Origin of the sequence: Streptosporangium sp. NPDC000563, from assembly GCF_040299985.1 — a bacterium.
Classification (GTDB): Bacteria; Actinomycetota; Actinomycetes; order Streptosporangiales; family Streptosporangiaceae; genus Streptosporangium.
This window is the reverse complement of the sequence record NZ_JBEPDA010000005.1, coordinates 203,895-229,274: the sequence shown is the minus strand read 5'-3', so window position 1 is coordinate 229,274 and position 25,380 is coordinate 203,895. Positions and strand designations below refer to the sequence as shown.

20 protein-coding genes are annotated in these 25,380 nt (G+C 70.5%); 10 read left to right on the top strand and 10 right to left on the bottom strand.

Annotation, left to right across the window (positions count from 1 at the left end; translation table 11 throughout):
* Positions 1–53 precede the first annotated feature (53 nt).
* Entirely contained in the window at positions 54–1,496 is a 1,443-nt protein-coding gene (locus ABT352_RS16095) for a S8 family peptidase (RefSeq protein WP_350945596.1), read from the bottom strand.
* A gap of 232 nt (positions 1,497–1,728) precedes the next feature.
* Between ABT352_RS16095 and ABT352_RS16090 the strand changes: the two genes are divergently transcribed.
* A complete protein-coding gene (locus tag ABT352_RS16090) occupies positions 1,729–4,356 on the top strand; it encodes a CHAT domain-containing protein (protein ID WP_350945595.1) in 2,628 nt (875 codons plus the stop codon).
* A 181-nt stretch (positions 4,357–4,537) separates the two neighbouring features.
* On the opposite strand, the gene ABT352_RS16085 is transcribed toward ABT352_RS16090, so the two are convergent.
* Entirely contained in the window at positions 4,538–6,550 is a 2,013-nt protein-coding gene (locus ABT352_RS16085; RefSeq protein WP_350945594.1) for a LuxR C-terminal-related transcriptional regulator, read from the bottom strand.
* Positions 6,551–6,929: 379 nt separating this feature from the next.
* On the opposite strand from ABT352_RS16085, the gene ABT352_RS16080 reads away from it, so the two are divergent.
* Positions 6,930–8,039: a zinc metalloprotease gene (locus ABT352_RS16080; RefSeq protein ID WP_350945593.1), complete on the top strand. Its 1,110-nt coding sequence runs from the start codon at positions 6,930–6,932 to the stop codon at positions 8,037–8,039.
* Positions 8,040–8,141: 102 nt separating this feature from the next.
* Here the strand turns inward: ABT352_RS16080 and ABT352_RS16075 are convergent, their stop codons facing one another.
* From ABT352_RS16075 to ABT352_RS16050, 6 genes are all read right to left on the bottom strand, one after another.
* Positions 8,142–9,017 carry an SRPBCC domain-containing protein gene (locus ABT352_RS16075; RefSeq protein ID WP_350945592.1) on the bottom strand — a complete coding sequence of 292 codons (876 nt, stop codon included), beginning with the start codon at positions 9,015–9,017 and terminating at the stop codon, positions 8,142–8,144.
* Complete coding sequence (locus tag ABT352_RS16070; RefSeq protein ID WP_350945591.1) at positions 9,010–9,567, bottom strand: ArsR/SmtB family transcription factor; 558 nt, start codon at positions 9,565–9,567, stop codon at positions 9,010–9,012. The genes ABT352_RS16075 and ABT352_RS16070 overlap by 8 nt, the downstream gene beginning before the upstream one ends.
* A gap of 114 nt (positions 9,568–9,681) precedes the next feature.
* Complete coding sequence (locus ABT352_RS16065) at positions 9,682–11,166, bottom strand: glycoside hydrolase family 130 protein (RefSeq protein WP_350945590.1); 1,485 nt, start codon at positions 11,164–11,166, stop codon at positions 9,682–9,684.
* Positions 11,167–11,266: 100 nt separating this feature from the next.
* Positions 11,267–12,295 (bottom strand): glycosyltransferase, encoded by a 1,029-nt coding sequence (locus ABT352_RS16060; protein ID WP_350945589.1) that lies wholly within the window; start codon positions 12,293–12,295, stop codon positions 11,267–11,269.
* A 23-nt stretch (positions 12,296–12,318) separates the two neighbouring features.
* Positions 12,319–13,458, bottom strand: a complete 1,140-nt coding sequence (locus ABT352_RS16055; RefSeq protein ID WP_350945588.1) for a glycosyltransferase — start codon at positions 13,456–13,458, stop codon at positions 12,319–12,321.
* A 447-nt stretch (positions 13,459–13,905) separates the two neighbouring features.
* Positions 13,906–14,157, bottom strand: coding sequence for a hypothetical protein (locus ABT352_RS16050; RefSeq protein WP_350945587.1), 252 nt, complete (start codon positions 14,155–14,157; stop codon positions 13,906–13,908).
* 711 nt (positions 14,158–14,868) lie between these two features.
* Here ABT352_RS16050 and ABT352_RS16045 point away from each other — a divergent pair.
* The 5 genes from ABT352_RS16045 to ABT352_RS16025 all read left to right on the top strand — a co-directional run bounded on the left by ABT352_RS16045 (position 14,869) and on the right by ABT352_RS16025 (position 19,796).
* Complete coding sequence (locus ABT352_RS16045; protein ID WP_350945586.1) at positions 14,869–16,068, top strand: esterase-like activity of phytase family protein; 1,200 nt, start codon at positions 14,869–14,871, stop codon at positions 16,066–16,068.
* 463 nt (positions 16,069–16,531) lie between these two features.
* Positions 16,532–17,227: a GOLPH3/VPS74 family protein gene (locus ABT352_RS16040; RefSeq protein ID WP_350945585.1), complete on the top strand. Its 696-nt coding sequence runs from the start codon at positions 16,532–16,534 to the stop codon at positions 17,225–17,227.
* A gap of 33 nt (positions 17,228–17,260) precedes the next feature.
* Complete coding sequence (locus ABT352_RS16035) at positions 17,261–18,733, top strand: APC family permease (protein WP_350945584.1); 1,473 nt, start codon at positions 17,261–17,263, stop codon at positions 18,731–18,733.
* Positions 18,730–19,323, top strand: coding sequence for a GNAT family N-acetyltransferase (locus tag ABT352_RS16030; RefSeq protein WP_350945583.1), 594 nt, complete (start codon positions 18,730–18,732; stop codon positions 19,321–19,323). The genes ABT352_RS16035 and ABT352_RS16030 overlap by 4 nt, the downstream gene beginning before the upstream one ends.
* A gap of 101 nt (positions 19,324–19,424) precedes the next feature.
* Positions 19,425–19,796 carry an STAS domain-containing protein gene (locus ABT352_RS16025; protein ID WP_350945582.1) on the top strand — a complete coding sequence of 124 codons (372 nt, stop codon included), beginning with the start codon at positions 19,425–19,427 and terminating at the stop codon, positions 19,794–19,796.
* A 207-nt stretch (positions 19,797–20,003) separates the two neighbouring features.
* Here the strand turns inward: ABT352_RS16025 and ABT352_RS16020 are convergent, their stop codons facing one another.
* Positions 20,004–21,002, bottom strand: coding sequence for a lytic transglycosylase domain-containing protein (locus ABT352_RS16020; RefSeq protein ID WP_350945581.1), 999 nt, complete (start codon positions 21,000–21,002; stop codon positions 20,004–20,006).
* 495 nt (positions 21,003–21,497) lie between these two features.
* Between ABT352_RS16020 and ABT352_RS16015 the strand changes: the two genes are divergently transcribed.
* The 3 genes from ABT352_RS16015 to ABT352_RS16005 all read left to right on the top strand — a co-directional run bounded on the left by ABT352_RS16015 (position 21,498) and on the right by ABT352_RS16005 (position 24,238).
* Positions 21,498–21,653: a hypothetical protein gene (locus ABT352_RS16015; RefSeq protein ID WP_350945580.1), complete on the top strand. Its 156-nt coding sequence runs from the start codon at positions 21,498–21,500 to the stop codon at positions 21,651–21,653.
* Between the two features lie 376 nt (positions 21,654–22,029).
* The gene (locus ABT352_RS16010; RefSeq protein ID WP_350945579.1) at positions 22,030–22,908 is read left to right on the top strand and encodes a bile acid:sodium symporter family protein; all 879 of its coding nucleotides are present in this window, start codon (positions 22,030–22,032) and stop codon (positions 22,906–22,908) included.
* A gap of 328 nt (positions 22,909–23,236) precedes the next feature.
* Entirely contained in the window at positions 23,237–24,238 is a 1,002-nt protein-coding gene (locus ABT352_RS16005) for an NBR1-Ig-like domain-containing protein (protein ID WP_350945578.1), read from the top strand.
* A gap of 168 nt (positions 24,239–24,406) precedes the next feature.
* Here ABT352_RS16005 and ABT352_RS16000 read toward each other — a convergent pair whose 3' ends face one another.
* The gene (locus tag ABT352_RS16000) at positions 24,407–25,366 is read right to left on the bottom strand and encodes a SpoIID/LytB domain-containing protein (protein ID WP_350945577.1); all 960 of its coding nucleotides are present in this window, start codon (positions 25,364–25,366) and stop codon (positions 24,407–24,409) included.
* Positions 25,367–25,380: the final 14 nt, after the last annotated feature.

The following is a 25,380-nucleotide window of genomic DNA, read 5'->3' as shown; positions in this document are numbered from 1 at the left end:
TGCTTTCTGGACTGTCATCGTACGTCGCAGGACCGATCCGCCCGCACTGGTTTTCAGGACGTGGCCGGGACACTTTGTACGCTCCGTGGCGTCCAGGTGGCGGGGATGAGGGCCGGGGTGGTGATGCCGGACAGCCTGCCGACGGGGATTTCCTGCAGAAGCCTTCCCGCGGCCTCCCGGGAGCCGACCCCCGGGTTCCGCGCCATGTAGTTGGCGATCATGGCGACCACGAGGGGAGCGGAGAAGGAGGTGCCGCTCCACTCCGCCAGGCCGTCGAACTCGACGCGCTCACGGATGGCGTTCGGCGACGACGCCATCTTCTCGGTGAGCTCGCCCCGGTGCGGCGGAAACTGGCAGGTGCAGTCGTACAGTCGGCCGTACCTGCACGCGGGGAAGGTGGAGTGCTGGTAGTCGTACGCCGCGGGAGTGGGGTCCACCGCGGTGAAGGCGCTCACCAGACGCTCACCGGGCGCGTACGTCGTCACCCACGGCCCGTGGTTGCTGAAGCAGGCGCGGTCCGCGCCGTCCTTCCGCAGGGCGCCCACCGACACGACGGCACCCGCGTAGTCGGGGTGGTCGGCGTAGGCGGCGGGCCAGAACCTCACGTCGTTGCCGTTGTTGCCCGCGGCCGCCACGAGCAGCGTCTCGGGGTGGCCCATCAGCGCGTCCATGAAGCGTTCGAGCCCGAGGAGCGCTTCCGCGCCGGTGCTCGGCGTCCCCGCCGACAGGTTGACGATGTCGGGCCACCTCCCCTCGGGCAGCATCCCCCCGAGCAGCTTGTCACCCAGCTCCTTCTCGCTGATCGCGCCCGCGTTGACGAGCGTCGCGTGCACCGTGACGTCGGTGTTGGGCGCGACGGCGCTGATCAGCCCGGCGATGAAGGTGCCGTGCCCGACGTACTGCTTGAGGATGCCCTCGTCGTCGAGCTCGATCTCCTTGCCCTCGCCCACGACGCGGTGCATCCAGGGGTGCGAGCGGTAGTTCTCCACCAGCCCGGTGTCGACCACCAGGACCGACACCGGCGCGCCCCCTTCGTCGGCGAGTTCGGCCACCGCCGGGTTGGGCGACTCGCACCGGGAGATCGGCACCGGCTCGTCGCCGGGGCAGCAGTTCACCGCGATGGAGACGATGTGGTTCCTGGACACCATGCGGCGCCTGTTCTCGCGCTCCAGGTCCTCGACGGCCCTCAGCGCGTCCGACACGTCCCGGTCGGCGAAGCGCTCCCTCCTGTCGGGCTCCCCGACCCGGATCCTGAGCACGCCGCCGGGACTCTCCTCCCGCTCCACCCGCACGCCCGCGTCCCGGTCGCCGCGATCCCTGGCGAACGCTCTCCTCACCGTCGAGGCGACCTCGTCGGCGTCCTCCACGCGGGCGAGGACGTAGCCCTTCTCGTAGAGGAACATGGGCTGTGACCCCTCGAAACCCGCCGCGAGCACCACCTCTCCCATGGCGTCCTGGATCTGGTCGAACTGTTCCTGGAACCTGTCTGGTGCCATACTCGCCATCCTGTTTCGCAGATGTCCTGACGTCGCCATGGGTTAAGAGCCACCGGATGCCTCACTGATACACCTTCCGAGCGATCCGCTCGATACGAACCGGGGGAGTCACCCGGCACGGACGAGCGAATTGCCCGGTAAGGAGAGGGGAGTCCGGAGCTGGACGGGAGGTGTTCTCGGGGAGGGCGCCGCGGCATGGACGCCCTGAACACACCACGTCTAACATCGATCCGTGACCGGGGGAAGCTCGCGGATCCCGCGGCCCGCGGGAGACCCTCTCGATCTGCTGCCCCTGGTGTTCGCCCGCCCGGCGGACGCGCTGGCCGGAGCGCGGGCCGTGCTCTCCGACTCCCCCTCCCCGCACGACGCCTCCGTCGCCCACCAGGTGATCGGCATCTGGCAACGCGACTTCGGCGACCTCACGGCGGCGATCGGCCACCTGAGGAAGGCCCGCGCCCTCGCCGCCAGGTCGGGCTCCGCCAACCGGGAGGCGGACGTGCTCGCCACCCTGGGAGCCGCCCTCATCCACGCGGGCCGCACCCGGCAGGGGCTGGCGGCGCTGGAGACGGCCGTCGAGAGGGGCAGCGGGATCACCGGCGCCCGCGTACTTTTTCGCCGGGGCTACGTCTGGTGGGTGCTCGGCGGGCACCGCGAGGCGCTCGACGACCTGCGCAGGGCCATTCCCGCCCTGCGCAGGGCACAGGACACGATCTGGACCGCGCGGGCGCTCACGCTCAGGGCGACCGTCCACCTCGCGATGGGATCCGTCGAGCGGGCCGAGGCCGACTTCGTCGCCGCCGAGCGGCTGTGGGAGACCACCGACCAGGAGCACGACAAGGCCGACGCGGTGGAGAGCCGGGGGCTGGCGGCGTTCAGGTCCGGCGACCTGCCGGCGGCGCTGCGTCTCTTCGACGAGGCCGCGCGCCGCTACGAGGCCCTCGGCACGCCGATGTTCGTCCTGCACATCCGCCGGTGCGGGGTGCTGCTGGCGGCGGGGCTCGCCCGCGAGGCGCTGGAGGAGGCCGACACCGCCACCGAAGAGCTGAACCGGATGGGAGGTCAGACGACCCGCAGCGCCGAACTCCTGCTCATCGCCGCGCGGGCCGCGATCGCGGCGGGCGAGCCGCACGCGGCGATCGCCCGCGCGAGCACGGCCATCCGGCTGTTCTCCAGCCAGCGCCGCGACTGGTGGCAGGCCCACGCCCGGCTCGTGCTCGTCCAGGCCAGGTTCGCGGCGGGAAAGGTCTCCGGCCGCTCGGTGCGCGACGCCGCCGAGGTCGCCCTGCGGCTGGCGGAGCTGCGTTCCCCCGAGGCGGTCCAGGCCTCGCTGCTCGCCGGACGCACCGCCCTCGCCCTCGGCTGGGAGGCCGACGCCGAACGGCACCTCGCCGCCGCCGCCAGGACCAGGGCGCGCGGCCCCGCCTTCGCCCGCGTGGACGGCTGGGTGGCCCAGGCGCTCAGAGCCGCCGCGGCGGGACGTACGCGCGGCGTGCTGGACGCCTGCCGCCGAGGGCTCGACCTGCTGGACGAGCACAGGATGACCCTGGGCGCCTCGGAGCTGCGGGCGCGGGCGACCGCGCAGGGGGCCGAGCTGGCCGTACTCGCGCAGCGGGCCACCCTCGCGCGGGGCGGCCCCCGACGCTTCCTCGACTGGAGCGAACGCTGGCGCGCCACCGTGCTCGCGGTCCCGCCCACCCGTCCCCCCGACGATCCCGAGCTGCTGCGCGACGTGACGGCCTTCCGGGAGATCAGCAGCCGGATCGACACGGCGAGGCCGGGTGGCGTGCCGGCCCCCGCGCTGGAACGCGAACAGCGGAGGCTGGAGAAGGAGATCCGCGCCCGGACGCTCCGCACCCGCAGCGCGGGCGGCTTCGACGGGCACCGCTTCGACGCGGGCCCGCTGCTCGACGGGCTCGGCGACGGATGGCTGATCGAGATCGTCGCCGTCGACGGCGAGCTGCACGTCCTGCTCTGCGGCCGGGGCCGGGTGCGCAGGTTCGCGGCGGGACGGCTCGCCGACGCGGCGATCGACGCCGACCACGCCCGCGCCGGTCTCAGACGGATCGCGTACGGGGGCTCGGAGGACAGACTGCCCGTCCTCGAAGCGGGCGGACGCCGCCTCCAGGAGTCGCTGCTCGGTCCCGCCGTACGCCACCTCGGGGACGGCCCCGTGGTCGTCGTACCGCCGGGCAGGCTGCACGGCGTCCCCTGGGCGTTGTTGCCGGCGCTGGGCGAGCGGGTGCTGAGCGTCTCGCCCTCCGCGAGCGCCTGGCTCCGCGCCCGGCGGATCGAACCGTCGCCGTCCAGGGAGCGGGTCGTGCTGGTGAGGGGGCCGGGGCTCGCGACGGGTGGCGCCGAGGTCCCGCTGCTGGCCGCGCGCTACGGGGAGGCGACCGTGCTGGAGGAGGGCACCGCGCTCGCCCCCGCCGTGCTCGCGGCGCTCGACGGCAGCAGGCTCGCCCACATCGCCGCGCACGGCACCTTCCGCTCCGACAGCCCGATGTTCTCCTCCCTGAGGATGGACGACGGCCCGCTCACCGTGCACGACTTCGAACGGCTGCACAGCGCCCCGTACCGGATCGTCCTGTCCAGCTGCGACTCCGGCAGGCTGCAGCCGGTCGGCGCGAACGAGCTGCTCGGCCTCGCCACGGCGCTGCTGCCGCTGGGCACGGCCGGGATCGTGGCGAGTTCGGTGCCCGTCGACGACGAGGCCGTGGTTCCGCTGATGCTCGCCCTGCACGAGGGGCTGCGGCGCGGCCTGAGCATGGCCGAGGCCCTGCGCGACGCGCGGCTCGCGATGCCCGGCGACGCGCTCAACCGGGCGACCGGCTGGTCCTTCTCCGCCATCGGCGCGGCCTGAAGGCCCCGGCCGGGCGGGCTCCGGCCCCTCACCCGACAGGCGCGCCTCGGCGTCCGGTCGCCCGGTCGGGCTCTCACCGGACAGGTGCGTCTCAGCGCCTGGTTGCCCGGTCGGGCTTTCACCGGACGGGCGCGCCTCGGCGCCCGGTCGGCCGGGTCGCCCGGCGTGGTCGGTCTTCGCGTCAGCCAACGGTGAAGAGCCTTCCCAGGTCGGCGCGGTCGCTGCTGCCGAGCCGCGCGTAGGCGTCGCACAGGTGGTTGGCCACCGTACGGATCGACACGGTGAGCTGCTCGGCGATCTGCCGGTTGGTCAGGCCCGCCGCGGCGAGGCTCACGATCTGCCGCTGGCGTGCGGTCAGCTTCGGCAGCGCGAGGTTGACCAGGGCGGAGCTGCGCGCCCCCTGGCACGTTCCCGCCAGTGCGGCGGCCCGGTTCCTGGAGGACTGTGAGGCGCGCCGGTCGTCGTGGACGAGGGCCGCGTGCGCGAACGCCTCCGCCGCGTACAGTGCCAGGCCGAGATCGGCGAGACCCCGCGCCACCTTGTCCAGCGCCTCCCCGTCGCGCCCGGCGAGCGCGCGGGCGTGCCGGGCCAGCAGGGGGGCGAGGTCTCCCTCGGCGCGGTCGGCGAGGTCTGCGAGCCGGTCGACGACCAGTTCGGGGGTGCCGAGTCGAGCCACGTCGTGCAGGGCGAACATGTCGTCTTCGAGCGGGTCGTCCCCGGCGGCGCGCAGCGCGGACCGCAGGGCACCGTCGAGGTCTCCCTCGGCGGCGAGCGTCCAGGTCAGTGCCCGCTCGGTGGCGAGCCACATACGTGTCCGCACGTCTCCGCCGATGCCCGTCCGCGCGTCTTCACCCATGCGCGTCCGCAGGTCTTCGCTCATGGGCGTCCGTGCGTCGCCGTCCATACGCGTCCGCGCGTCTTCGCTCGTGCGCCTCCGCGCGTCTCCTCGGGGGGCCGGACCGCGCGACAGGGCCTGCCGCGCCGTCGTCAGGTCGCCGATGTAGGCGGAGGCGTGCGCGAGTTCGGCCAGGCAGGCACGGTGGTGGGGGGAGCGGCGCAGCCCTTCGCGGCTCCAGGCGATGGCCTCGCGGGTCTCCCCGCGCAGCCGGGCGACGCGGGCCCGCCGCGCGCAGAACTCCGGCATCGCGGGCTCGTCCCAGCCGGTGTCGTCCTCGGCCATCCGCTCGCCGGCGCCCCGGGGGATCCCCGTGAGCCTTCCCGAGTACGCGCGTACGACCAGTTCCTCGCACTCGGCCTCCAGTGTCGTGGCCGGGGTGGGGAGGAGCCGTCGCGTGCCGGACGGGTCGCCCGCCCCGCGGCGTTCCGCGGCGGCTCGGAGCACCGGGCCGTGCAGCGGGTGGACGAGCCGTATCGAGCGCCGGTCGTCCATGGTGACCAGCCCTCTCGCCCGTAGGCGTTCGAGGACGCCGCAGGTCACCCCGGCGCCGGGTGTGACGAGTTTCAGCGGCCTGCCCGATGCGATGAGCTCAAGCACCTCCCGTTCGTCCCCGCCGACGTCGCGGATGGTCTCCTCCACCAACTCCCTGGCGCGCGCCGTCATCGGAGGAACTCCGCGCCAGGTCCACGTGCCAGACACGTGGCTCAGATCCCCTCCGGCGTGGACGGCGACGACCAGCTCGCGTAGAAGTCGCAGGTCGCCACGGCTCGCCCGGTGCAGGCGCCTGACGGTGAGGGCGTCCACGTAGCCGCCCACCGCACGGGAGAGCAGTTCCCCGCACTCGCTCTCCGTCAGGGGGGCGAGTGTCGTGCGCGGAAGGAGGCCCTCCTCCCAGAGCCGGGAGACGTCCCGCGGTACGGGTTCCCCCTCCCTGACCGTGACGAGCAGGCGGGTACGCCCCCTGAGCGCGAGGCGGAGAACGAGCGCGGCCGAGGATTCGTCGAGGAGGTGGGCGTCGTCCACGACGAGCACACGCACCCCGTCCAGCGCCTCGACGGGGTCCGGCGGGCAGAGAAGTCCCGCGAGACGCGGGGAGGGTTTCGTGAGGTGCGGCGCCGCCCCATGGGAGGCGGAGAACTCCGTGAGACGCGAGGGGTGGGAAAGGAGAGACGCGAAGGCGGCGAGCGGGGTGTTCCGGGTGTCGTGCGTTCCGGTGATCCGTACGTGGACAGGAGCGCGAACGGAGGCGTGGGCGTGAACAGGAGGGTGGACGGGGGCGGCCACAGTGTCGCTCACGGGGGTGCTCACAGGATTGCTCACGGGGTTGCTTACGGGGTTGCTTATAGGGGCGGTCACAGCCTCGGGGACGGCCTCGGCGGTGAGACGGCTCCTGCCGCTCCCCGCCGCGCCGGTCACGACGACGCCCCGGCGGCCGGCCGCCAGGTTTCGCCGTACGAGATCGAGTTCCTCAGTCCTGGCCGTGAACGGCCAGGGGGACCGTGGGTTTCTCACAGCTGTATGAGCCGGGTTCCCCGTCCGTGATACACGTCGAATTGAGTACCCCCTACTCATGCGCGTCAGGGGTTCCGTCTCCAGTCTCGTGGCATGTGGACACGGTTTCCTTGATCTCCTCCTCACGTCCGGGGGCCGGGGCCTCCACGCCACGGGAACGCCGATGAGAGCGGGCGCCGGCGAGCGCGTCCGGCACTGCTCGCTTCCCGCGTACCCCGCCCACGCGCCGCCGGAAGGACTCCACGGGAGGCGACGCGCGGCCCTGCTCTCGGGGCGGCGGGCGTGGCTGAACGGTACGGTCCTGCACTACTGCTTCCTGGACGGCGGACGCGACGGCGGACAAGGCGGCAGACACGACGGCGGGCATTCCGGCGGGTATTCCGGCGGCGAGCGGGGGGACGACGGGCAGCGTGACGCCGTGCGCCGGGGTTTCCAGGAGTGGAAGGACCTCGGCATCGGGTTGGAGTTCGCCGAGGTCGCCGACCGTAGCGAGGCGGAGCTGCGGATCGGGTTCCGGTGGGACGCCGGATCGTGGTCGGCCGTGGGACGCGAGGCGCTCCGCGTCGGCACCGCCTCCCGTACGACGAACTTCGGCTGGGACCTCACCGGGGCGTCGGGCCGGGGCACCGTGCTGCACCAGATCGGCCACGTCATCGGCATGGTCCACGAGCACCAGAGCCCGTACTCGGGCATCCTCTGGGACGAGGAGGCCGTCTACGAGGACTTCGCGGGACCGCCGAACCTCTGGCCCAGGTCGCGGACGTTCCACAACGTCATCCGCAGGCTCGACGAGAGCGAGGCGAACGGCCCGGTGTGGGATCCGCTGTCCGTGATGGGATACCGGTTCGGCCCGGGGCTCATCCTGGAGCCGCCGTGCTACCGGGCGGGGGTCGCGCCACCGGGCACCGTCTCCGCGCTCGACGCCGCGTTCGCCCGCCGCTGGTATCCGCCCCCGGGCGCCGAGCCGCCGCCCGAACTGCCGCCGTTCCGCTCCGCCCCGCTCGGCGCCGGGGCGGGGGAACAGCGAGACTTCACGATCGTCCCCCGCGCGACCCGTGACTACGCCGTCGGTGTCTTCGGCGAGTGCGACACGGTGCTGGTGCTGTTCGAGGAGGTCGGCGGCGACCTGCGCTACCTGGCGGGTGACGACGACGGAGGCCGTCCGCGCAACGCGTCCCTGCGCGTCCACCTGCGCAGGGACCGTCGCTACGTCCTTCGCGTCCGCGTCCACTCCTGCTGGGGTCCCGGCCAGGCGGCCGTCATGTGCTGGTGAGCGCCGGACGCGGAGAGGGCCGGAGTCGCGCGTGCGCGGTCAGCCGTGCTCCATGACACCCTGCCCCCGTGGACCGGTGTCGCAGGAGTCGTGCGTGTGCGGTCAGCCGCTCACCGTCGCCGCCTCCGGGGAGTCGGCGCTCGGGGCGAGCCAGATCGAGCGCCAGTCGCTCAGCTCGTGGAAGCGGCGCAGCTCGGCGAGGCCGCTGAGCCAGCCCATCCACCCGGCGTACGGGGGTTTCCTCTCGTTGAAGCTGCTCTGCATGAAGGTGAGGCGCGTCGCGCCGCCCGAGCCCTCCAGCTCCCAGGTGACGAGACCGAGACCCGGCCACTCCAGGGTGAGATTGCGGCCCGGCTCCAGCTCGGCGATCTTCGCGGGCTGTCCGTCGGCCTCGAAGCCGCCCATCGCGAACCGCCCGCCGACGTACGGCTCGATGTCGATCCTGTAGCCGAACCACGTGCTGAACTTCTCCGAGTCGACGAGCGAGTCGAACACCGCCTCCGGCGAGTCGTCGATGACGAGCCGCTCCCGCATGACGGGGGAGGTGAAGTCGGTCTTCGGCGTGAGCTCGCGCCCCTCCAGGTGGTCGACCAGGTTCGCGATCGACAGGCACCAGAACGTCTGCACCATCCCCAGGACGCCGCTTTCCGCCAGCGCGGTCTCCCGGTCGAAGTGGGTCTGCGTCAGCGAGACGACGGTCGACTCCGCGCTCTCCTCCTCCAGGGTGATCTCGACGGTCGTCTCCTCGCCGCCGAGCAGCCAGGAGAAGCGCAGCGTGTGGTCGTCGACGTGCAGCGGGCGCTGGTGGGGCGCGTCTCCTTCGGGGGTGTGGCGTCCCCAGAACTCGTACCGGTGCGGCAGCTCGACCTCGGCGTGCTCGGCCAGCCAGACGCGCAGCTCGCCCGGGTCGGTCAGGGCGTGGTGGACTTCCTTGAGCGGTGCGGCCACCCGCGCGCTCAGCTTCATCGGATCACTCACGGGGTTCTCCCTTGGGGTAGCAGGCGACGGCGAGCTTGAAGGCGTCCCCCTCGGCGCCGCCGTAACGGGTGAAAAGGTCTTGCAGCGTCGTCTGGAGCTCGTTCAGGAACTCCTGACGCCGCTCGGGAAGCACGCGGATCTCGCCGGACACGCCGACGGACGGCAGCTCGGGCGCGGTCCTGTCGAGCGCGCCGATGTCGGCCTGGACCTCCTCCATGAGGTCCAGCAGGTAGCCCAGACCCAGCTCGTTCCCGGTCGGGCGCAGGCCGATCCGGCCGACGAGCCGGGGGGAGAGCCAGTAGGAGCGGGCGCTCGCCTGGTAGACGCCCTCGTGGATGCCGCGCACCCTGCGCTCGCTCACCTGGGTCACCAGACCCGCCTCGACCAGGCGTTTGACGTGGTAGTAGACCCGCTGCGGGGTCTGGTCGAGCAGGGCCGCGACCTCGGTGCACGAGCGTGGCTCGGCGAGCTGCCGCAGCACCTCGATGCGCTGCGGCTTGAGCAGGGCCTCGGCCTGCTCGATCTGTTCCAGGTACAGGACGTCTCTCATTGCAAAATCAACCTTGTACATAAAATTATATTTTGTCAATGACCGGCGCCGGAAGGTTCGGCGCGGCCTACTCCACCCCGTGCCGAACCGGTCAGGCGGTCAGTCGGTGCGGGATCACCCGTCTCCCGAGGGCGCTCGCATCGCCCCCAGAAGGGTGGCAAGGGTCACGCGGGCGAATCCGATCCGGGCGTCGCTCGCCCCGTACGGCAACCAGAGGGCATCCGCGTGCAGCAGACCGCCGCAGGAGTACACGACGTTGGGCACGTACCCCTCGCGCTCGGCGTCGCCGGGGGTGAGGAGCGTGCCGGGGAGCTCGGCGATGACGCGGTGCGGCTCGTCCAGGTCGAGCAGCATCGCGCCGATGGCGTAGCGCCGCATCGGGCCGACGCCGTGGGTCAGGACGAGCCAGCCGGACCCGGTCTCCAGGGGAGATCCGCAGTTGCCGACCTGGATCAGCTCCCAGCCGCTGCGCGGGGAGTGGAGCGGCACCGGCCGCCGCCACCTGCTGTCCTCGCCGAGGGAGGTGAGGCCGATGGTCTCGCCGTCGGAGCGGCACAGCGCCAGGCGACGCCCGCCCACCTGACGCGGGAACAGCGCCATCCCCTTGTTGACGGCGGCGGGCCCGCGCAGCGGGGTGACCTCGAAGGTACGCAGGTCGTCGCTGGCGAGCAGGTGCGAGCGGATGTGCCGCCCGTCGTAGGCGGTGTAGGTGGCGCGGTACGAAGGCGTGCCGTCCTCGCCGATGATCCTCACGAAACGGGCGTCCTCCATTCCGTTGCTCTCGGCCGCGCCGGCGGGCCAGAGCACCCGCCGCTCAAGGGGGACGTCGGCGGGGAAGGTCACGGCGTAGTCGGAGGCGGTCGCCCGGCGCAGATCCTCCACGGTGCCGTACGTGGTGGTGCGGGTGAGCAGGTCGGTGGGGAGCCGGGTGACCGCCTGCTCGAAGTCGTCGTCGTCGAAGCTCTCCGGCAGCGAGCCCAGCACGGTGGCGGAGACCTCGTTGTCGCGGTCCTCGTCGGCGAGCGCCGCGGCCAGCAGGTCGCGCCGGTGGGGGACACCGTGCCGGGGCCCTGTGGTGAGCGGTCCCGAGCGATCGGCGATGACGAGCTCGTCGCCGGGGCCGAGCACCGCCGTGGCGAAGCCGATGGACGACAGGTGGCCCTCGCCGATCTGCCGAGTGCTGATCACCACGCGCAGCTGTCCGGGGCTCAGGCCGGACTGGTCGGGGTGGGCGACCATCGAGGGGTTGCACAGCGCGGCGCCCTCCACCGCGTACTCGTGGCTGAAGTAGGCGCCGACCAGGAGGCGGGCCGCGGGGGGCAGGTCGAGGCGGCTCGGAACCCGGAAGTGGACCAGGTCGTAGTGGTGCAGGAAGGTCGTCGCGAGATCACGGTGCCGGTCGCCGAACCTTCGCAGTGTCTCCTCCAGCAGCGCGGCGGTCTCGTCGTGGCCGAGGAGCGCGATGCGGTCGATCAGGGCGGAGGTCCGGCTGCGCGTCAGGGCGGCGTCCTCGCCGGGCACGAACAGCTTGATGATCACTCTTCGCGGGTCGGGGGCGAGGGTCTGGTCGAGCCTGGTGGCCAGGTCCTGGATGGTCATGGCACCTCGTCTATCGGGTGGAAGGCCGGGCCGTGGCGCCCTTCGGGAGGTGCGGACGGGGAGGGCTGTCCTTGGAGGAGCGCGGCCGGGGCGCGTGTCCTCAGGGAAGCTCACTCCGTTCGCGCACCAGGCGTTCGGCGTGCTGCAGGGTGGAGATGAGCGCGATGGTCGACTCCGCGCCCTGGTTCAGGTTGGGGCCGTCCATGGTCAGGCCGTCGTACCCCCCTCCGGTCGCGATGTCCCACATGATCGTCTCTTGGTCGTTGGCGCCCTGGAACCACGCCGAGGCCTGCCGCACGCCCGCCTGCCAGGAGGGGGCGCCGGTGACGGCGCCCGCCGTGGCGCAGGCGTCGGCGAGCGCGGCGACCTCGATCGGCTGCTGGTCGTAGCGGTCCCGAGGCGCGAGCCGCCGCCAGCCCGTGACGGCTACGACAGACAGCCGCCCGTCCCCGGTCTGGATGTCGCGTAGCCAGGCCAGCATCCGCAGGCCGTCGGCGAGCATCGAGCCGTCGCCGCCGAGGTGGCCCGCCGCGATGAGCACCTCGGCGAGGGCGGCGTTGGCGTACGTCAACATTGGCTGCGGCCACGGCCAGTCGGGATCGGCCGAGGGAGCCCCGATCGCGAGGGCGGCGTCCGCGAGCAGGGCCGCGGCCGGGGCGTGGTCCGGCAGGACGCGCAGGACCTCCGCCGCGCCGAGCCCGGCGAACGCCATGGCGCGCGGGTGCGGGGACCGCCTGGCGGTGCCGGCGGTGAAGGACGTCAGGGCCTCGTCGCGGATCCACGGGGCGGGGTTGCGGGCCGCCGCGGTGCCCAGGCCCCACAGCGCCCGCCCCCACCAGTCGCCGAGGCCGGGTTCGTCGGTCCAGCGCCGGTCGTGGGAGAGGCGGTTGTGGAACGCGCCGGAGTCGTCCTGCGCGTGCGTGAGGAAGGCCAGGTAGCACTCCGCGAGCCGCCGTACCCGGAGGGTCGGCGCCGGTTCACGGCTGGTCACGACGAGCCCGCGGGCGACGTCGTCGGTGCAGTAGCCGTGCTGGCGGCGGACGACGGCGTGCCTGGCGTGTTCGAACAGGCCGGTGTCGTCGCTCAACCGCGCCAGGTGCCTGAAGCCGGGCAGGGCGGGGGCGTTCACGAGGGGGATGGGGGTTGTGGAGGTCACGGAAGGGCCGCCGCCACGGCTGCCGGGCGTCCGGCGAGGAGGCCCCGGGCGAGTTCCTCGTAGCGCGCCGCGACGGCGGGCCACAGCAGGGTCGGGACCAGGGTGTGGGTACGGTTGCTGAGATCCTCGGCCAGGCCGGGCTCGGTGAGGATGCGGCGTACGGCCGCGGCGAGCGCCCCGGGGTTCTCGTGGGGTACGAGCAGGCCGGGCCCGTCGGTGAGTAGTTCCACGGCGTGCGGGAAGGACGTGGCGACGACCGGGACCCCGGCCGCCACCGCCTCGATCAGGACGCCTGAGGTGACCTGCTCGTGCGAGTCGTACGGCAGCACGACCACGTCGGCCGAGCGGATCAGCCGGATCAGCGAGGCCTGGTCGCGGTAGACGGGGTCGTACCGCACGGAGGCGGACACGCCGAGCCGCGTCCCCATCCGCTGCAGCCGGGCGCGGTAGGCCTCCCCGTGGTGTTCGAGCACCTTGGGGTGGGTCCTGCCCGCGATCGTGTAGGTCGGCGAGGGAGAGAGGTCCCCCAGCAGGGCGAGCGCCCGCAACGCCCACTCGATGCCCTTGCTGGGGCCGATCAGCCCCCAGGTGAGCAGGTGGGGTCGCGGGCGGCGCTGGGCGGGGACGCGCATGTGGTCGGCGGCACCGTGCGGGATGACGGACACCTTGGCCGAGTCGACGTGGTAGCCGGCGAGCAGCCGGTCGCGGGCGGTGCCGGTCATGGTGACCACCGTGCCGGCGGCGTCCACGATCTGTTCGAGCAGCCGCCGCTGCCGGGGGGTCGGCCGGGTCAGCACGGTGTGCAGGACCACGATGCTGGGCACCGTGAGATGCCGCAGCAGCGGCAGGATGTCCTGTCCGTCCGTGCCGGGGTAGATGCCGTACTCGTGCTGGACCACCGCGACGTCGAACCGCTCCAGGGCGGAGGTGGCCGCCTTCCAGCTCTCGTGCCCGCCGGGTGCCCAGGTGTGCACGACCCCGGGTACGGGGCGTTTGTCGTCGACGTCCGTGGTGACGCGGATGATCCCGCCGGAGGTACCGCCCTCGGTGAGGTGGGCGGCCAGAGCGGAGTTGAAGGTGGCCAGCCCGCACTGTGTGGGCGGGTGGGTGCTGAGAAATCCGTATGTACAGGCCAACTGCCAAGCCTTCCGGTCATCGGCCGCTCCGGCTCACGGATGCGGACCTCACGCGGTGAAGACGTCCATCGGCCAGCGTGGTGACGGATGGAGTTGAAGCCTGGCGCCGGGGGCCGTCCTCGTCGGGGCCCGGCTGCCGCGACCCCGCGACAGATCGCGGGGGCTACGTCACCCTGACAGTATCAGGGGCTTACGCTCGGTCCACTATGTGGCGGTAGATGGGTAAACAATTGGCCACCATTCTGTCCACGCCGAATCTGCGTTCGGCCTGGGCACGACACCCCGCCCGGTCGATCGCGCCGACGCGCGAAATCGCGGAGACTCCGGGCCGCCTCCAACGGATGGGCCGCTTCCGGCCGAGTCGCCTCCGTCGAGGTCACCTCGGTCTAGGCCACCTTCGCAGGTCACCGGATGCGGCGCTGACCCGTTTCCAATCCTCCCGCGACCTCACCGATTCACCCCTCTACCGGACTGATATGGACAGATCCAGGCAAAAACCACGCTGCTGAAATTCACCAGCATGGTGTGGGGTGTCCGCCCGGCCGTTTCTGTGACCTTGAGCCTGATCACCGACCCGTCTCGCATCCAGCCCACCAGTTCGTCCTCGGTGGGCTCGGGGCCGTGCAGGCGCAGCATCAGGTCGTGGGGCTGCCCGAAAATTCGCAGGTGCAGCTCGCACGTAGGTTCGGTATCCGCCATGTTTCGCCGTCCAGACGTCCATATGGAGTAGACCCGGCGGAGTTGTCGGCGTCCTCTTGAGCGTACTCCTCGCGCCGGAAGCCGCCCGCCCAAGCCTCGCCCCTCACCCTCTGAACCAGAACAAGCCCCGCCCTTCGCCTCTGAACCAGGACAAGAGCGTCAGTAGGGCAGGTCGACTCCCGGCGCATTGCATTTATGTACGCGTTCCCGCGATCGAGAGATAAACCCCGGAATCGGCTTTCGTGCGCCACCGTGACTTATCCGTGTCATGACAGGCCGATCGCCATCCAATTCGGTGCGATTCACACGCCAGGGAAATGGTGCGCGCCGTTGTCGTGCGGGCGCGTGCCGCCCGGCCGGATCCGCCTCGGACGTGACGGTCGCGGGCGTGACCGGAAATACCCGTGCGCGTACGCGTCCGGGGCCTGAGCGCTCCGCGGCCCGCGCCATCCGGGCCTGATCCTGGCACGCGTCCGGGGTGTGAGCTGCCCGTACGGCGACGTCCCCGACATCCGTGCCCGCATGCTTTGAAATGCCTTGCCCTGATCACCGACTCAGTGACGGAAAATGCATGATAAATGGCTTGTTCTGCCCTGTCATTGAGCGGCCAATGAGCGTTGAATTGTTGATTCTCGTGGAAATTTTCCGCCAATCGCGGTCTCATGTTCCAGCCAGTTCTTTCGGGATCATTTCTGGGAAGAGGAGAGTCATATGGCCAATTCGCGAAGAATCACGGCACTCGCGGCCGCGCTCGCGACGGCGGTCAGCCTCGGGGCCGTCGGCGCGCAGGCGTCGGCGGCGGTCGCGCGCCCCTCGACAGTGGCCGCACAGCCCGCGGCGGAGGTCGCCGCTCCGCCGCAGGGGCTCCGGATCACCCGCTTCCTCGGCGAGCAGCGCCTGCCGCACAAGATGCGCTTCCGCGGAACCACCGTCGGCGGCCTTTCCGGTCTCGACCGTGACCCGCGCACCGGCACCTGGTACTTCGTCTCCGACGACCGGGGGCGCTACAACCCGGCGCGCTTCTACACCGGCCGTCTTGACATCCACCCGGTCACCGGAGCGTTCACCCGGGTGAACCTCACCGGGGTCACCACCCTGCGGCGCCCCGGCGGGAGCCCCTACCCGGCCGCCGGCCGGCCCAGGTCCGCCGATCCCGAGGCGATCCGTTACGACCGGTGGAGCCGCAGGCTGCTGTGGGCCAACGAGGGCGACCGGCCCGACGCGGAGAATCCCAACATCCCGGTGACCGACATGTCCGTCCGCTGGAGCGGCGCCGACGGCCGCTACCTCGGGGAGCTGGCGATTCCCCGCAACCTGAAGATGACCTCCACCGAGAACGGCCCCCGGCGCGACCTCGGGTTCGAGGGGCTCACGTTCACGGAACGGAGCATCGCGGCCGTCACGGAGGGGCCGAGGTACGAGGACGGCCCGCTGCCGACCGTCGACAAGGGCGCCACGGCCCGCATCACCGTGTGGGGCCGCGACGGCCGGCCGCGCGGCCAGTACGCCTACCCGATCGACAAGCTCCCGGCGGCACCGGTCCCGGCGAACGGCAGGTCGGACAGCGGGGTCTCGGAGATCCTGGCGATCGACGAGAACCGCTACCTCGCCCTTGAGCGCTCCTGGATCGAGGGTGTCAACTACAAGGCCAAGCTGTACGAGATCGACCTGCGCGGTGCCACGAACGTGCTGACCCGCGACAGCCTGGTCGGCGGACAGCCGTACCGCCCCGTTTCGAAGCGTCTCGTCTCCGACCTCAGCACGGTGCGGCCGCCGGTGCAGAACCTGGAGAGCCTCGCCTGGGGGCCGCGCCTGCGCAACGGCGAGTGCACGCTGGTGATCGGTTCCGACGACAACTTCGACAGCAACGAGGTCACCAAGTTCCTCGCCTTCGCGGCCCGGGGTTGCTGAAAGCGCCCTCCTTGAAAGGGCGGCACTGAAACGGTTCAGCCCGTCGATACCACGTGCGAACGGTGGTGTCGGCGGGCTGAACGCGTGAAACGGCGAGGTGGCCGGGCACGGTTTCGGACTCGGCGCGGATGCCTGCGCCGCCCGATACCACTGCCGTGTGGGTGGTGGAAGCCGGGACGGCATTACGTCAGTCCCAAACTTCGAAAAACGCCCGCATCAAACCCCGCGATGATTCGCGGGGATTCGCCGGGGTTTACAAGATCGCGCTTTCTTGAGCCTGCTGAGCAGGGCATTCTCCGGCTTCGGGGCCTCGGAGCCCTCTTCCTCCCTGCCGCCGTCTCCGGTGACCAAAAATATGTAAATTCTTGGATTCGTCCGTTCTTTCGATACACCCCTTGGCGTAGCTGGGGGTTGTTGGTCATATGTCCGTTTCTTTAGTTTTTGCCGATCCGATCCGTGTCGGGTGCCAGAACCTTGTTCACGTAATGACAAATTTAACGATTTACCTATACGATCGCCGTTCGTGGTTGGAGTGGATCTTTCAGGAACCCGATTGGGCAACGACCTGTTCTTTGTCATGCATGACAACGCGACCGGCCGGATGCGGCTTCATGCCCGCCTGACCGATTTAGGACTGGCCGCAGCCATTCTGGGAGAACTGATGCTCGCCGGACGGATAACCGTGGGACTGGTGGCGGGACAGGTACAACTCGTTGTCCTCGACGAGGCGCCGCCCGGAGACCGGGTCGCCGGGACCGCCCTGGAGCACATCGTCGCCGAACCCTCGCATCGCTTCCGTACCTGGTTGCACTTCCTCGCCCGTACGGCACTCGCCGACGTGGCGGCCCGGATGGTCGACGACGGGCTGCTGCGCCCGCCCGGCAGGCGCCCGTCGCGGAAGCGGGTGCCGGTCGACGTGAACGTCGCGGGATGGCCGGCGGGACGCGTCAACCTCGCGATCCAACGCCGTGAGCCACTCAACGTCCAGGACAGTGTCCTGCTGGGACTGCTCGTCGCGACCGGCGGCAACCGCCTCGTCCTGTGGGAGCAGAACCCCGGCTACCTCTCCGACGCGATCGCCGCCCTCCCGGCGCCGCTCCAGGAACTGATCGCCCAGACCGAGGCTGCCGTAGGTGACGCCGTCATCAGCCGCCGCTGAACCCCCACCCCCCTCACCGCAAGGAATCCCCCCATGTCCGTGACAGAACGCAGGGTGAGCGCCGTTTCCGAGGCGCTCGCCCAGGACCGCCTCGGCGTACCCTCCGTGGTGTTCTTCGTCATCTCGGCGGCGGCGCCGCTGACCGTCATCGGCGGCTCGGTGACCGCCGCCTACGCCGCGACCGGCGTGATCGGCGTCCCGCTCGCCTTCATCCTGCTCGGAGCCATCCTGGGCCTGTTCGCCGTCGGGTACGTGACGATGGCCCGATACGTCGTCAACGCCGGGGCGTTCTACGCGTACACCGCGAAAGGACTCGGCCGGCCGCTGGGAGTGGCGACCGCCTGGGTCGCGCTGCTCGCCTACAACGCGCTCCAGGTCGGCCTCTACGGCATGATCGGCGCGGCGGGCGAACCGCTGATCGCCGACTGGTTCGGCAGCTCCCCGCCCTGGTGGGTCATCGGGCTGGTCGCCTGGGTGCTGACCGGGGTGCTCGGGCTGATGCGGGTCGACGTGAACGGAAAGGTGCTCTCGGTCCTGCTGCTGACGGAGATCGCCATCGTCGTGCTGTTCGACATCGCCGACCTGATCAACCCGGCGGCGTCCGGCTACAGCCTCGACGTCTTCAACCCGGCGAACCTCTTCGTCCCCGGCATCGGAGCGGTCGTCGCGATCTGCATCGCCTCCTTCGCGGGCTTCGAGTCGTCGGTGGTGTTCTCCGAGGAGACCAAGGACCCGAGGCGCACGGTGCCGATCGCCACCTACATCGCGCTCGCCGTCATCTCCGGCCTCTACGCCCTGTCGTCGTGGGCGATGACCGTGCCGGTCGGCTCGGACAAGATCGTCGAAGCCACCCGCGAGCAGAGTTCGAACCTCCTGTTCAACCTGGCCGGGCAGCACCTGGGGGCGACCATCGCCACCCTCGGCGGCCTCCTGTTCGTGACGAGCCTCTTCGCCGCGCTGATCGCCTTCCACAACACGATCTCCCGCTACATCTTCGCCCTCGGCAGGGAGCGGGTCCTGCCCGCGGCCTTCGGCCGCACCTCCCCGCGGACCGGTGCCCCGGTCAACGGCTCGGTGGCGCAGAGCATCATCGGACTGGCCACGATCGTCATCTACGCGTTCTTCGGCCTGGACCCGGTCATCCAGCTGTTCTTCACCGTCGGATCGTTCGGCGGCCTGGGACTGCTCATGATGCTGGCGGCCACCTCGGTCTCGGTATTCGCCTACTTCGCCAGGAATCCCGCCCCGGAGAACGCCTGGCGGACCCGGATCGCCCCGGTCATCTCCTCCGTCCTGCTGTTCGTCGTCATCGTGCTCGTCATGCTCAACTTCGACACCGTGCTCGGCGTGGCCCCCGACTCCCCGCTCCGCTGGATCATGCCCGCCATCTACTTCGTCGCCGCGGGATTCGGCGTCATGTGGGGGCTCGCCCTGCGGTCCAGCAAGCCGAACGTGTACGCCAACATCGGGCTCGGCGCCCAGGCGGCCGTGAAGGGGAACGAATGACCGAGATCATTCGCGTTCCGAACACGCCGGGAGCCGCGGAGACCATCGGCGCGATCATCGCCACCTCCTTCCACGAGCAGGAGATCTCCGCCTGGATGATCCCGTCGGACGACGACCGCCGCCGGGTGATGCCCCCCTTCTTCGCCATGACCAGCGAGAGCGCCCTCGTCCACGGCGAGGTCCTCGCGACGGCCGACATGTCCGCCGTCGCCGTGTGGTTCCACAAGGGGGTCGAGCCGCTCCCGGAGATCCCCGACCGGGCCGCCCGGGTCGAGTCGTTCGCCGGTCCCCACGCCGAGCGCATCGAACTGATGGGGGAGGAGATGGACAAGCGCCACCCCCACGACCCGCACCACTATCTGGCGTTCCTCGCCGTGCTCCCCGGGCACCAAAGGCGGAAGACGGGGACCCGGCTGCTCGAGGAGTACCACCGAGGACTCGACGAGGAGGGGACACCGGCGTACCTGGAGGCGAGCAGCGTCGACAGCCGCAGGCTCTATCTGCGTCACGGCTATCAGGACCTCGGCGACCCGATCTTCATGCCCGGCGGGCCGCCGATGTATCCGATGTGGCGGCCACCGAACCCCTGACCGTGGGACCTCCGCGAGTTTGAAACCGTGAGGGAGGGTATCGCCGCTCTCGATCGGGGTATCGCGGAGGTCCGCCGACGCTATGGGGCAAGGAGGACTGAGTGGATCACCACGATCAGGCGCTGTGGGTGCGGGTGACCCATCGAGGGCACTGCAGCGTGCTGGAGGTCGGTGGGCACCTGGACTTCATCACCGCGTCCACGCTCGCCCACCACGTCGGCGAGGCATGGTCGATGAGCGACGGCCCCCGCCTCGTGCTGGAGCTGTCACAGCTGGCCTTCTACGACTCCACCGCCCTGGGGGTGCTGGCGCAGACCCGGCAACGCGTCCAGGACACCGCCACCGGCCGGCTCGTTCTGGTGGGCCTCCCCGACGGGCTCGCGCACCTGCTGCTGCGCACCGGCCTGCTGTCCCACTTCGAGGTGTGCGACGACATCGAACAGGCCGCCGCCGACCTGCTCCCCCCGGAGTGATTCACTCTCCGCTCCGCCGGGGCTCGAAGATCCGCACCGGTACGCGGCGCGGAGGCAACGCCCGTGCAGGACAGGGGCTCCACGGGCGGCATGGCCCGTGCGGGACAGGGGTCCCCACGGGCGGTCACCGCGAACACCCGTGTCCTGCACGGGCAGGTGGCGCGGGGTGCGTGGCTCCTGTACGGGCAGGTGGCGCGGGGTGCGGGGTCAGGGGCCGGTGAGGCGGCGATCTCCACGGGTGGTCACCACGAACACCTGCCAGTTGTAGTAGGCGTAGTAATTCCTGATGTCCTGCTTGATCTGGCGCGCGTGCAGCAACACCGCGTTGACGTACGCCTGGGAGTGGTTGTAGGCGTACAGCGCGCGCCGGTAGTCGCGCGGTGCCCCCGACGCGCGAAGATAGTTCGCCGCGGCGAGCAGGGAGTCGCGGGTGTCCTGGATGTCGCCGCCCATTCCGTAGGCGTCCCACGTTCTCGGCATGAACTGCATGGGGCCCTTGGCGCCGGTGTGGCTCGGTGACCGTACGCGGCCGAACTTGGTCTCGACGAACATCACCGCCGCCAGCACCTCCCACTCCACGCCGAACCGCCGCTCGGCGTACCGGAAGTGACCTAGCAGGAAGTCGGCGGGCTTGGGCGGCTGGACACGGAACTTCACCGCCCCGCTGATGGGCCGGACGAGAGAGCGCAGATCCCGGCCGGCCGTCACGTTGTCCTTCGCCTGCCCGGCCAGGGCCTTCGGCAGCTTGGCGTAGGTGCGGGCGGCGACCTGCGGGTTGAGGACGAGGTAGCGGTAGATCCGCTGCTGGTGCAGGGCGAGCAGCACCACCGGCTCGGGGGGTTCTCCCTTGCCGGGATCGCCGTCGCGCCGCCAGGCGTCGATGGCGCGCCGGAGCTCCGCGGTGGTCGTGGCCAGGGAACGGGCCAGCCGCGCCGGGTCGGTGGGGATCGCCGCCTTCGGGGAGGGCGGGGTGGACACCTGACCCGCGGGCGGCGTCTGCTGCGAGGACTCCTCCGCCGGTGACGCCGTCTCCTGGCCGGGAGCGGCCGGTGGGGCGGTGCTCCCCGAGGGGGCGCCCAGGGAGGCGGGGTCCGGGGAGGTCCCCTGGGAGGTGGAGCCCTGTGCGGCGGCATCCTGTGAGGCGGCGCTCTGCGAGGTGGCGCAGCCGGAGATCGCGAGGACCAGGCCGACGAGAGAGGCGATCACCGGCTTCCCACGCGACCGGCCCACGCGCGAACCCGCCGACCCGCCCTCCGGGGCGCCCGAACCTCCTGAGGCGTTCGCCCTCTTTGAGGTGTTTGACCTCCCGAAGACCTCCGGCCTCTGTGCGGGGCCTGGATTCCCCGAGGTATCCGGTCGTGCGGGCATCGTCCGTCTGTTCGACCGGTGGTCACGCTCCGGCCGTGAAACCTCCGCGCGCTGATCGTTCATCGGCCCCAACGTACCCGAGCGACGACCTCCCGGCCTACCGATGCGGCCCGCGACGGTCGGCGGACCCGGCCATCACGTCACGATCACCTTTCTGACCTGCGCCGAAGGACTTTGGTCCTGATCCGGTAAGCCGAACAGCCCTATTTTCGCCAACCGTGTCCGAATAATCCTGATATGTGAGGGAAGCAGCACATATGGCTTGTTGGGGGAGATATGGGGCCGGTGCTGGGAGGAATCTTGTTCGGATCAGTTCTAGCGATCATGACGTTGGTGGGCCTCGTCGTGGCAACCGTGATTGAAGATCGACTTTTGCCGCCCGGACCGATCGAGCTGATCAAGCCGTCCGAGTCACCGGAGTCGCCCGAGCCGATCAAGCCGACCGAGCAGTCCGACGCTCCGGCTGCTCCGGACAACACCGACCGGTAAGGCGACGAACCGCGCGTCTCGTCAGGTCGTTCCGTACGGCGACCTCGATCCTTCCCGTCTCATCGAAGCCGGATGAAGTGAGAACCGGCCCGCGAAATCGAACGATCACTACTTGAACACGCATCCGGTTGGATCTGGGTTCTTTCCTGGTGTTATCCCGAGATGTGAGTGATCATTGGACCCACCCCGCACCGTGCCCCCTGTCCGTACCGTCTCCGCGGGAGTGGGCGCGGTCACCTTCCCCGATCTTCCGTGACATCGCGGACGCCGCGCAGGCGTCGCCCGCGATGACCGGCTCCCGCCACGCCGACTCCGCCCCGCCCCGAGGAGACGTCCCAGGAAATCCGAGGAAAAAGAGGAAAGAGGACCACCCCCCATGGCCCTTGCCGGTGTCTTCCTGCCCATCGCCCTCGCGATCATCATGTTCGGTCTCGGTCTGAGCCTCACGATCGCCGACTTCCGCCGCGTCGCCGCCTATCCCAAGGCCACCGTGGTCGCGCTCGCCTGTCAGGTCCTGCTGCTGCCGGTGATCTGCTTCGGTCTGGTGCTCGCCTTCGACCTGCCGCCCGCGCTCGCCGTGGGCATGATGCTCCTGGCCGCCTCTCCCGGCGGGACCACGGCGAATCTCTACAGTCACCTGTTCGGCGGCGACGTCGCGCTCAACGTCACGCTCACCGCGATCAACTCCGTGCTCGCCGTCGTCACGCTGCCGCTGGTCACCAACCTGTCGCTGAACTACTTCGCCGCCGACTCCGCCGCGCTGGGCCTGCAGTTCGACAAGACCGTCCAGGTGGTCGCGATCGTGCTCGTCCCCGTCGCGATCGGCATGGCGGTCCGGGCGTGGGTGCCGCGCTTCGCCGAGCGGATGAACACCCCCGTGAAGATCGCCTCCGCCGTCATCCTGGTCCTGGTGATCCTCGGCGCTCTGCTGCAGGAGCTGGACAACCTCGGCGACTACATCCGTTCGGTCGGCCTGATCACACTGCTGTTCAGCGTGATCAGCCTGGCCATCGGCTACTGGGTGCCGCGCCTGGCCAGGATCGAGCGCAGCCAGGCCGTCGCCTCCTGCATGGAGATCGGCATCCACAACGCCACGCTGTCCATCGCGGTCGCGCTCACGCTGCTGAACAACACCCAGATGGCGATCCCCGCCGCCACCTACGGCGTGCTGATGTTCTTCACCGCCGCCGCGGCCGGATTCCTTCTCAGGTCGTCCCGTACCACCCAGGTTCCGTACGACGAGGCTCGCCCCTGACGCGGCCGGCCCGGTGAAGGCGGCGCCGGTTCGGTACGCCACCGGTGCGCCGGGACGTAGGAGTGACGACCCGATCGATGGGAGTCGATCCGGCAGGAGGAGCGGGACGGCCGGACCACGTTGTGCGGCACGTACCTGGTGCTGAGCGGCATCGAGACCGGCCGCCTTACTTCCCCCGTCGCCGTGGGGTCAAGCTTGAGTAAACAGCGTGGGCGCTGTTAGCTTCACTCCGGTGGATGACATGCCTGCACGGGTGAAGGCGATCGAGGGCTTCGCGACGGCTCTGCGAGAACTTCGCAAATCTGTCGGCAACCCACCTTTTCGGGAAATGTCCGGTCGGTCGGGGGCGATCTCGCACACGACACTGCACGAGGCCACGAAAGGCAACCGGCTCCCGAGCTGGGAGACCACCGTCGAGTTCGTCAAGGCGTGCGGCGCGGACCCGGCCGCGTACCGCGAACGCTGGGAGAGGGCGAACCTGGCGGTCAGGTCGGTGAGCGCCGGAGATCCCGCGAACCGCGTCGGCCCCCCGGTGGCCGGTCCGCCCGGTGGGCTCGCGGTCCCCGCCCCGGAGGCCGGGGAAGCCGTGGCGGCCCCTGAAACCGCGGCAGCCGCGGAAGATCGCTCCATGCGCATCGTCGTCGGGTCGTACGTTCCACCGGCGGCCGGTGAGCCTCAGGCACCCGTACCCGCGACGACTCCGCCGCCACCGCCCGGCGAGATCGTGGGCGACGCCCGGCAGGTCCCCCAACCGTCCGGAGGCCGAGGGCGATTCCGGCTGCCCCGCCCGGCAGCGGCGGCGCTCGCGACGGCGGCCGTCGGTGTGGGGACGGCGGTCCTCATCGCGGTGGTCGTCAACCGCGACTCAGGGAACGACGATCGCGGCCCGGCCCCGTCGGGCAGCCCGTCGAGGGCATTGCTTGCGGCGACCGACTGCCCGGTGGTCCCGACCAACCCGCCGTACGATCCGCCCGCGAACGAGGGGGATTCCGCGGTGTTCATCGGGGACATCACGCTCCCCGACTGCACGAGCGTCGGCCCCGGCCGGACCAGGACCAAGGTGTGGCGGCTCAAGAACGCCGGGACCGTGCCATGGAAGGGATACTCACTGCGGCGCCTCGACCTCCCGCAGCAGCCCGACCAATGTCAGACCATCTCCGACGTACCGATCAAGGACACCCGCCCCGGAGAGATCGTCGACATCCGGACCGAGATCACCACGCCGAGAAACCCGGGCCTGTGCTACGTGCGGTTCAAGATGATGGACGGTGAGGGACGGGTCGCGTTCCCCGGAGGCCGGCCGCTCAACTTCCAGATCATCGTCGACTGACGGAGACGATGGAGGTGAGCACCTCCCAGCGGGGCTTTTGCCCCATCGACCGACCGGCTTCCCGGCCCGTCGGCCGCATCGGGAGGACGCCCTCGATGCCCAGGACCGAACGCCCGTTCCCCGCCGTGCGACGCACGACGGGGAACGCGGGGAGGTCTTCGAAAGAGGTCAGGAACCGAGAACGATCCCCCTGTAATAGGACTTGAGGATCCTGGAGTGGCTCCAGCCCGCCCTGCTCTTGTCGCGGGAGCCGGTCTGCGACATCCAGTCACCGGTGACCCAGTGGCCGCACGCCGTCGTCGTCGCGCAGTACTGGGCCCTGAAGATCTTCCCGTTGCGCGTCAACCGGGTGCCCCACGTCGCGTCCACCGCGGCGTTCGTCGCCGCCGTCGCGGAGCCGGGCTTGTACACCTGGCTGGACGTGTGGTCGGAGACGTCGTAGCACTCGCCGCTCGGCGTCCTGCTCGCCGAGTTCAGCGCCCAGTACCAGCCGAAGTTCTTGACGGCGATCGCCCCGGCCCTGAGAGACTCCTTCGGCCAGTACGACGGCCACTCGTTGGGCAGGACGTTCTTGATGTAGGTCTTGAACGGTACCCGGTCCACGCGGTTGAGGGACTTGCGGTAGACGAGGATCGTCGTGGGCATCCTGCTGTGCGTGCCGTCGGTCTTGCAGTGGCTCGGCGACGAGGAGCCCATCAGCCGGTGCGAGGCGTTCTGGTTCTTGAGCGCGGGCTTGAGGTTACCCTTCGCGCCGGGCTTGAAGTCCTGGTAGGTGCTACCGGCGTGGTTGCTGTTGTAGTGGACCCGGACGGTTTTGGCGGTGCGGTTCCAGACGGAGGCGGCGGCGTTCTTGACGCACTTGCCCTTGCCGTTTCCGGGTCCCTTGTAGTCGAAGCAGGAGGGCTGCTTGGTGCCGTAGTCACCGATGGATCCGGTGAAGTCGGAGACCGACCCCTGGTTGTTGCTGTTGAAGTAGTAGCAGAACTCGCCGCTCTCGCAGACACCGTTACGGCCGGCGGCCGAGGCGGCCGAAGCGGATGGTGCGACGGCGAGCACCGCTCCGCCGAGCACCATCGCGGAGGCCACGGCGGCGAGTCGCGAGATCGGCCGTGCGGTTCGTGGGGACACGGTCGCCTTCCTCT

Coding starts and splice junctions, on each gene's coding strand:
- ABT352_RS16010 (WP_350945579.1), top strand. CDS start 22,030: ATGGCCCTTGCCGGTGTCTTCCTGCCCATCGCCCTCGCGATCATCATG.
- ABT352_RS16035 (WP_350945584.1), top strand. CDS start 17,261: ATGTCCGTGACAGAACGCAGGGTGAGCGCCGTTTCCGAGGCGCTCGCC.
- ABT352_RS16095 (WP_350945596.1), bottom strand. CDS start 1,496: ATGGCACCAGACAGGTTCCAGGAACAGTTCGACCAGATCCAGGACGCC.
- ABT352_RS16070 (WP_350945591.1), bottom strand. CDS start 9,567: ATGAGAGACGTCCTGTACCTGGAACAGATCGAGCAGGCCGAGGCCCTG.
- ABT352_RS16005 (WP_350945578.1), top strand. CDS start 23,237: ATGTCCGGTCGGTCGGGGGCGATCTCGCACACGACACTGCACGAGGCC.
- ABT352_RS16050 (WP_350945587.1), bottom strand. CDS start 14,157: ATGGCGGATACCGAACCTACGTGCGAGCTGCACCTGCGAATTTTCGGG.
- ABT352_RS16045 (WP_350945586.1), top strand. CDS start 14,869: ATGGCCAATTCGCGAAGAATCACGGCACTCGCGGCCGCGCTCGCGACG.
- ABT352_RS16080 (WP_350945593.1), top strand. CDS start 6,930: ATGAGAGCGGGCGCCGGCGAGCGCGTCCGGCACTGCTCGCTTCCCGCG.
- ABT352_RS16065 (WP_350945590.1), bottom strand. CDS start 11,166: ATGACCATCCAGGACCTGGCCACCAGGCTCGACCAGACCCTCGCCCCC.
- ABT352_RS16030 (WP_350945583.1), top strand. CDS start 18,730: ATGACCGAGATCATTCGCGTTCCGAACACGCCGGGAGCCGCGGAGACC.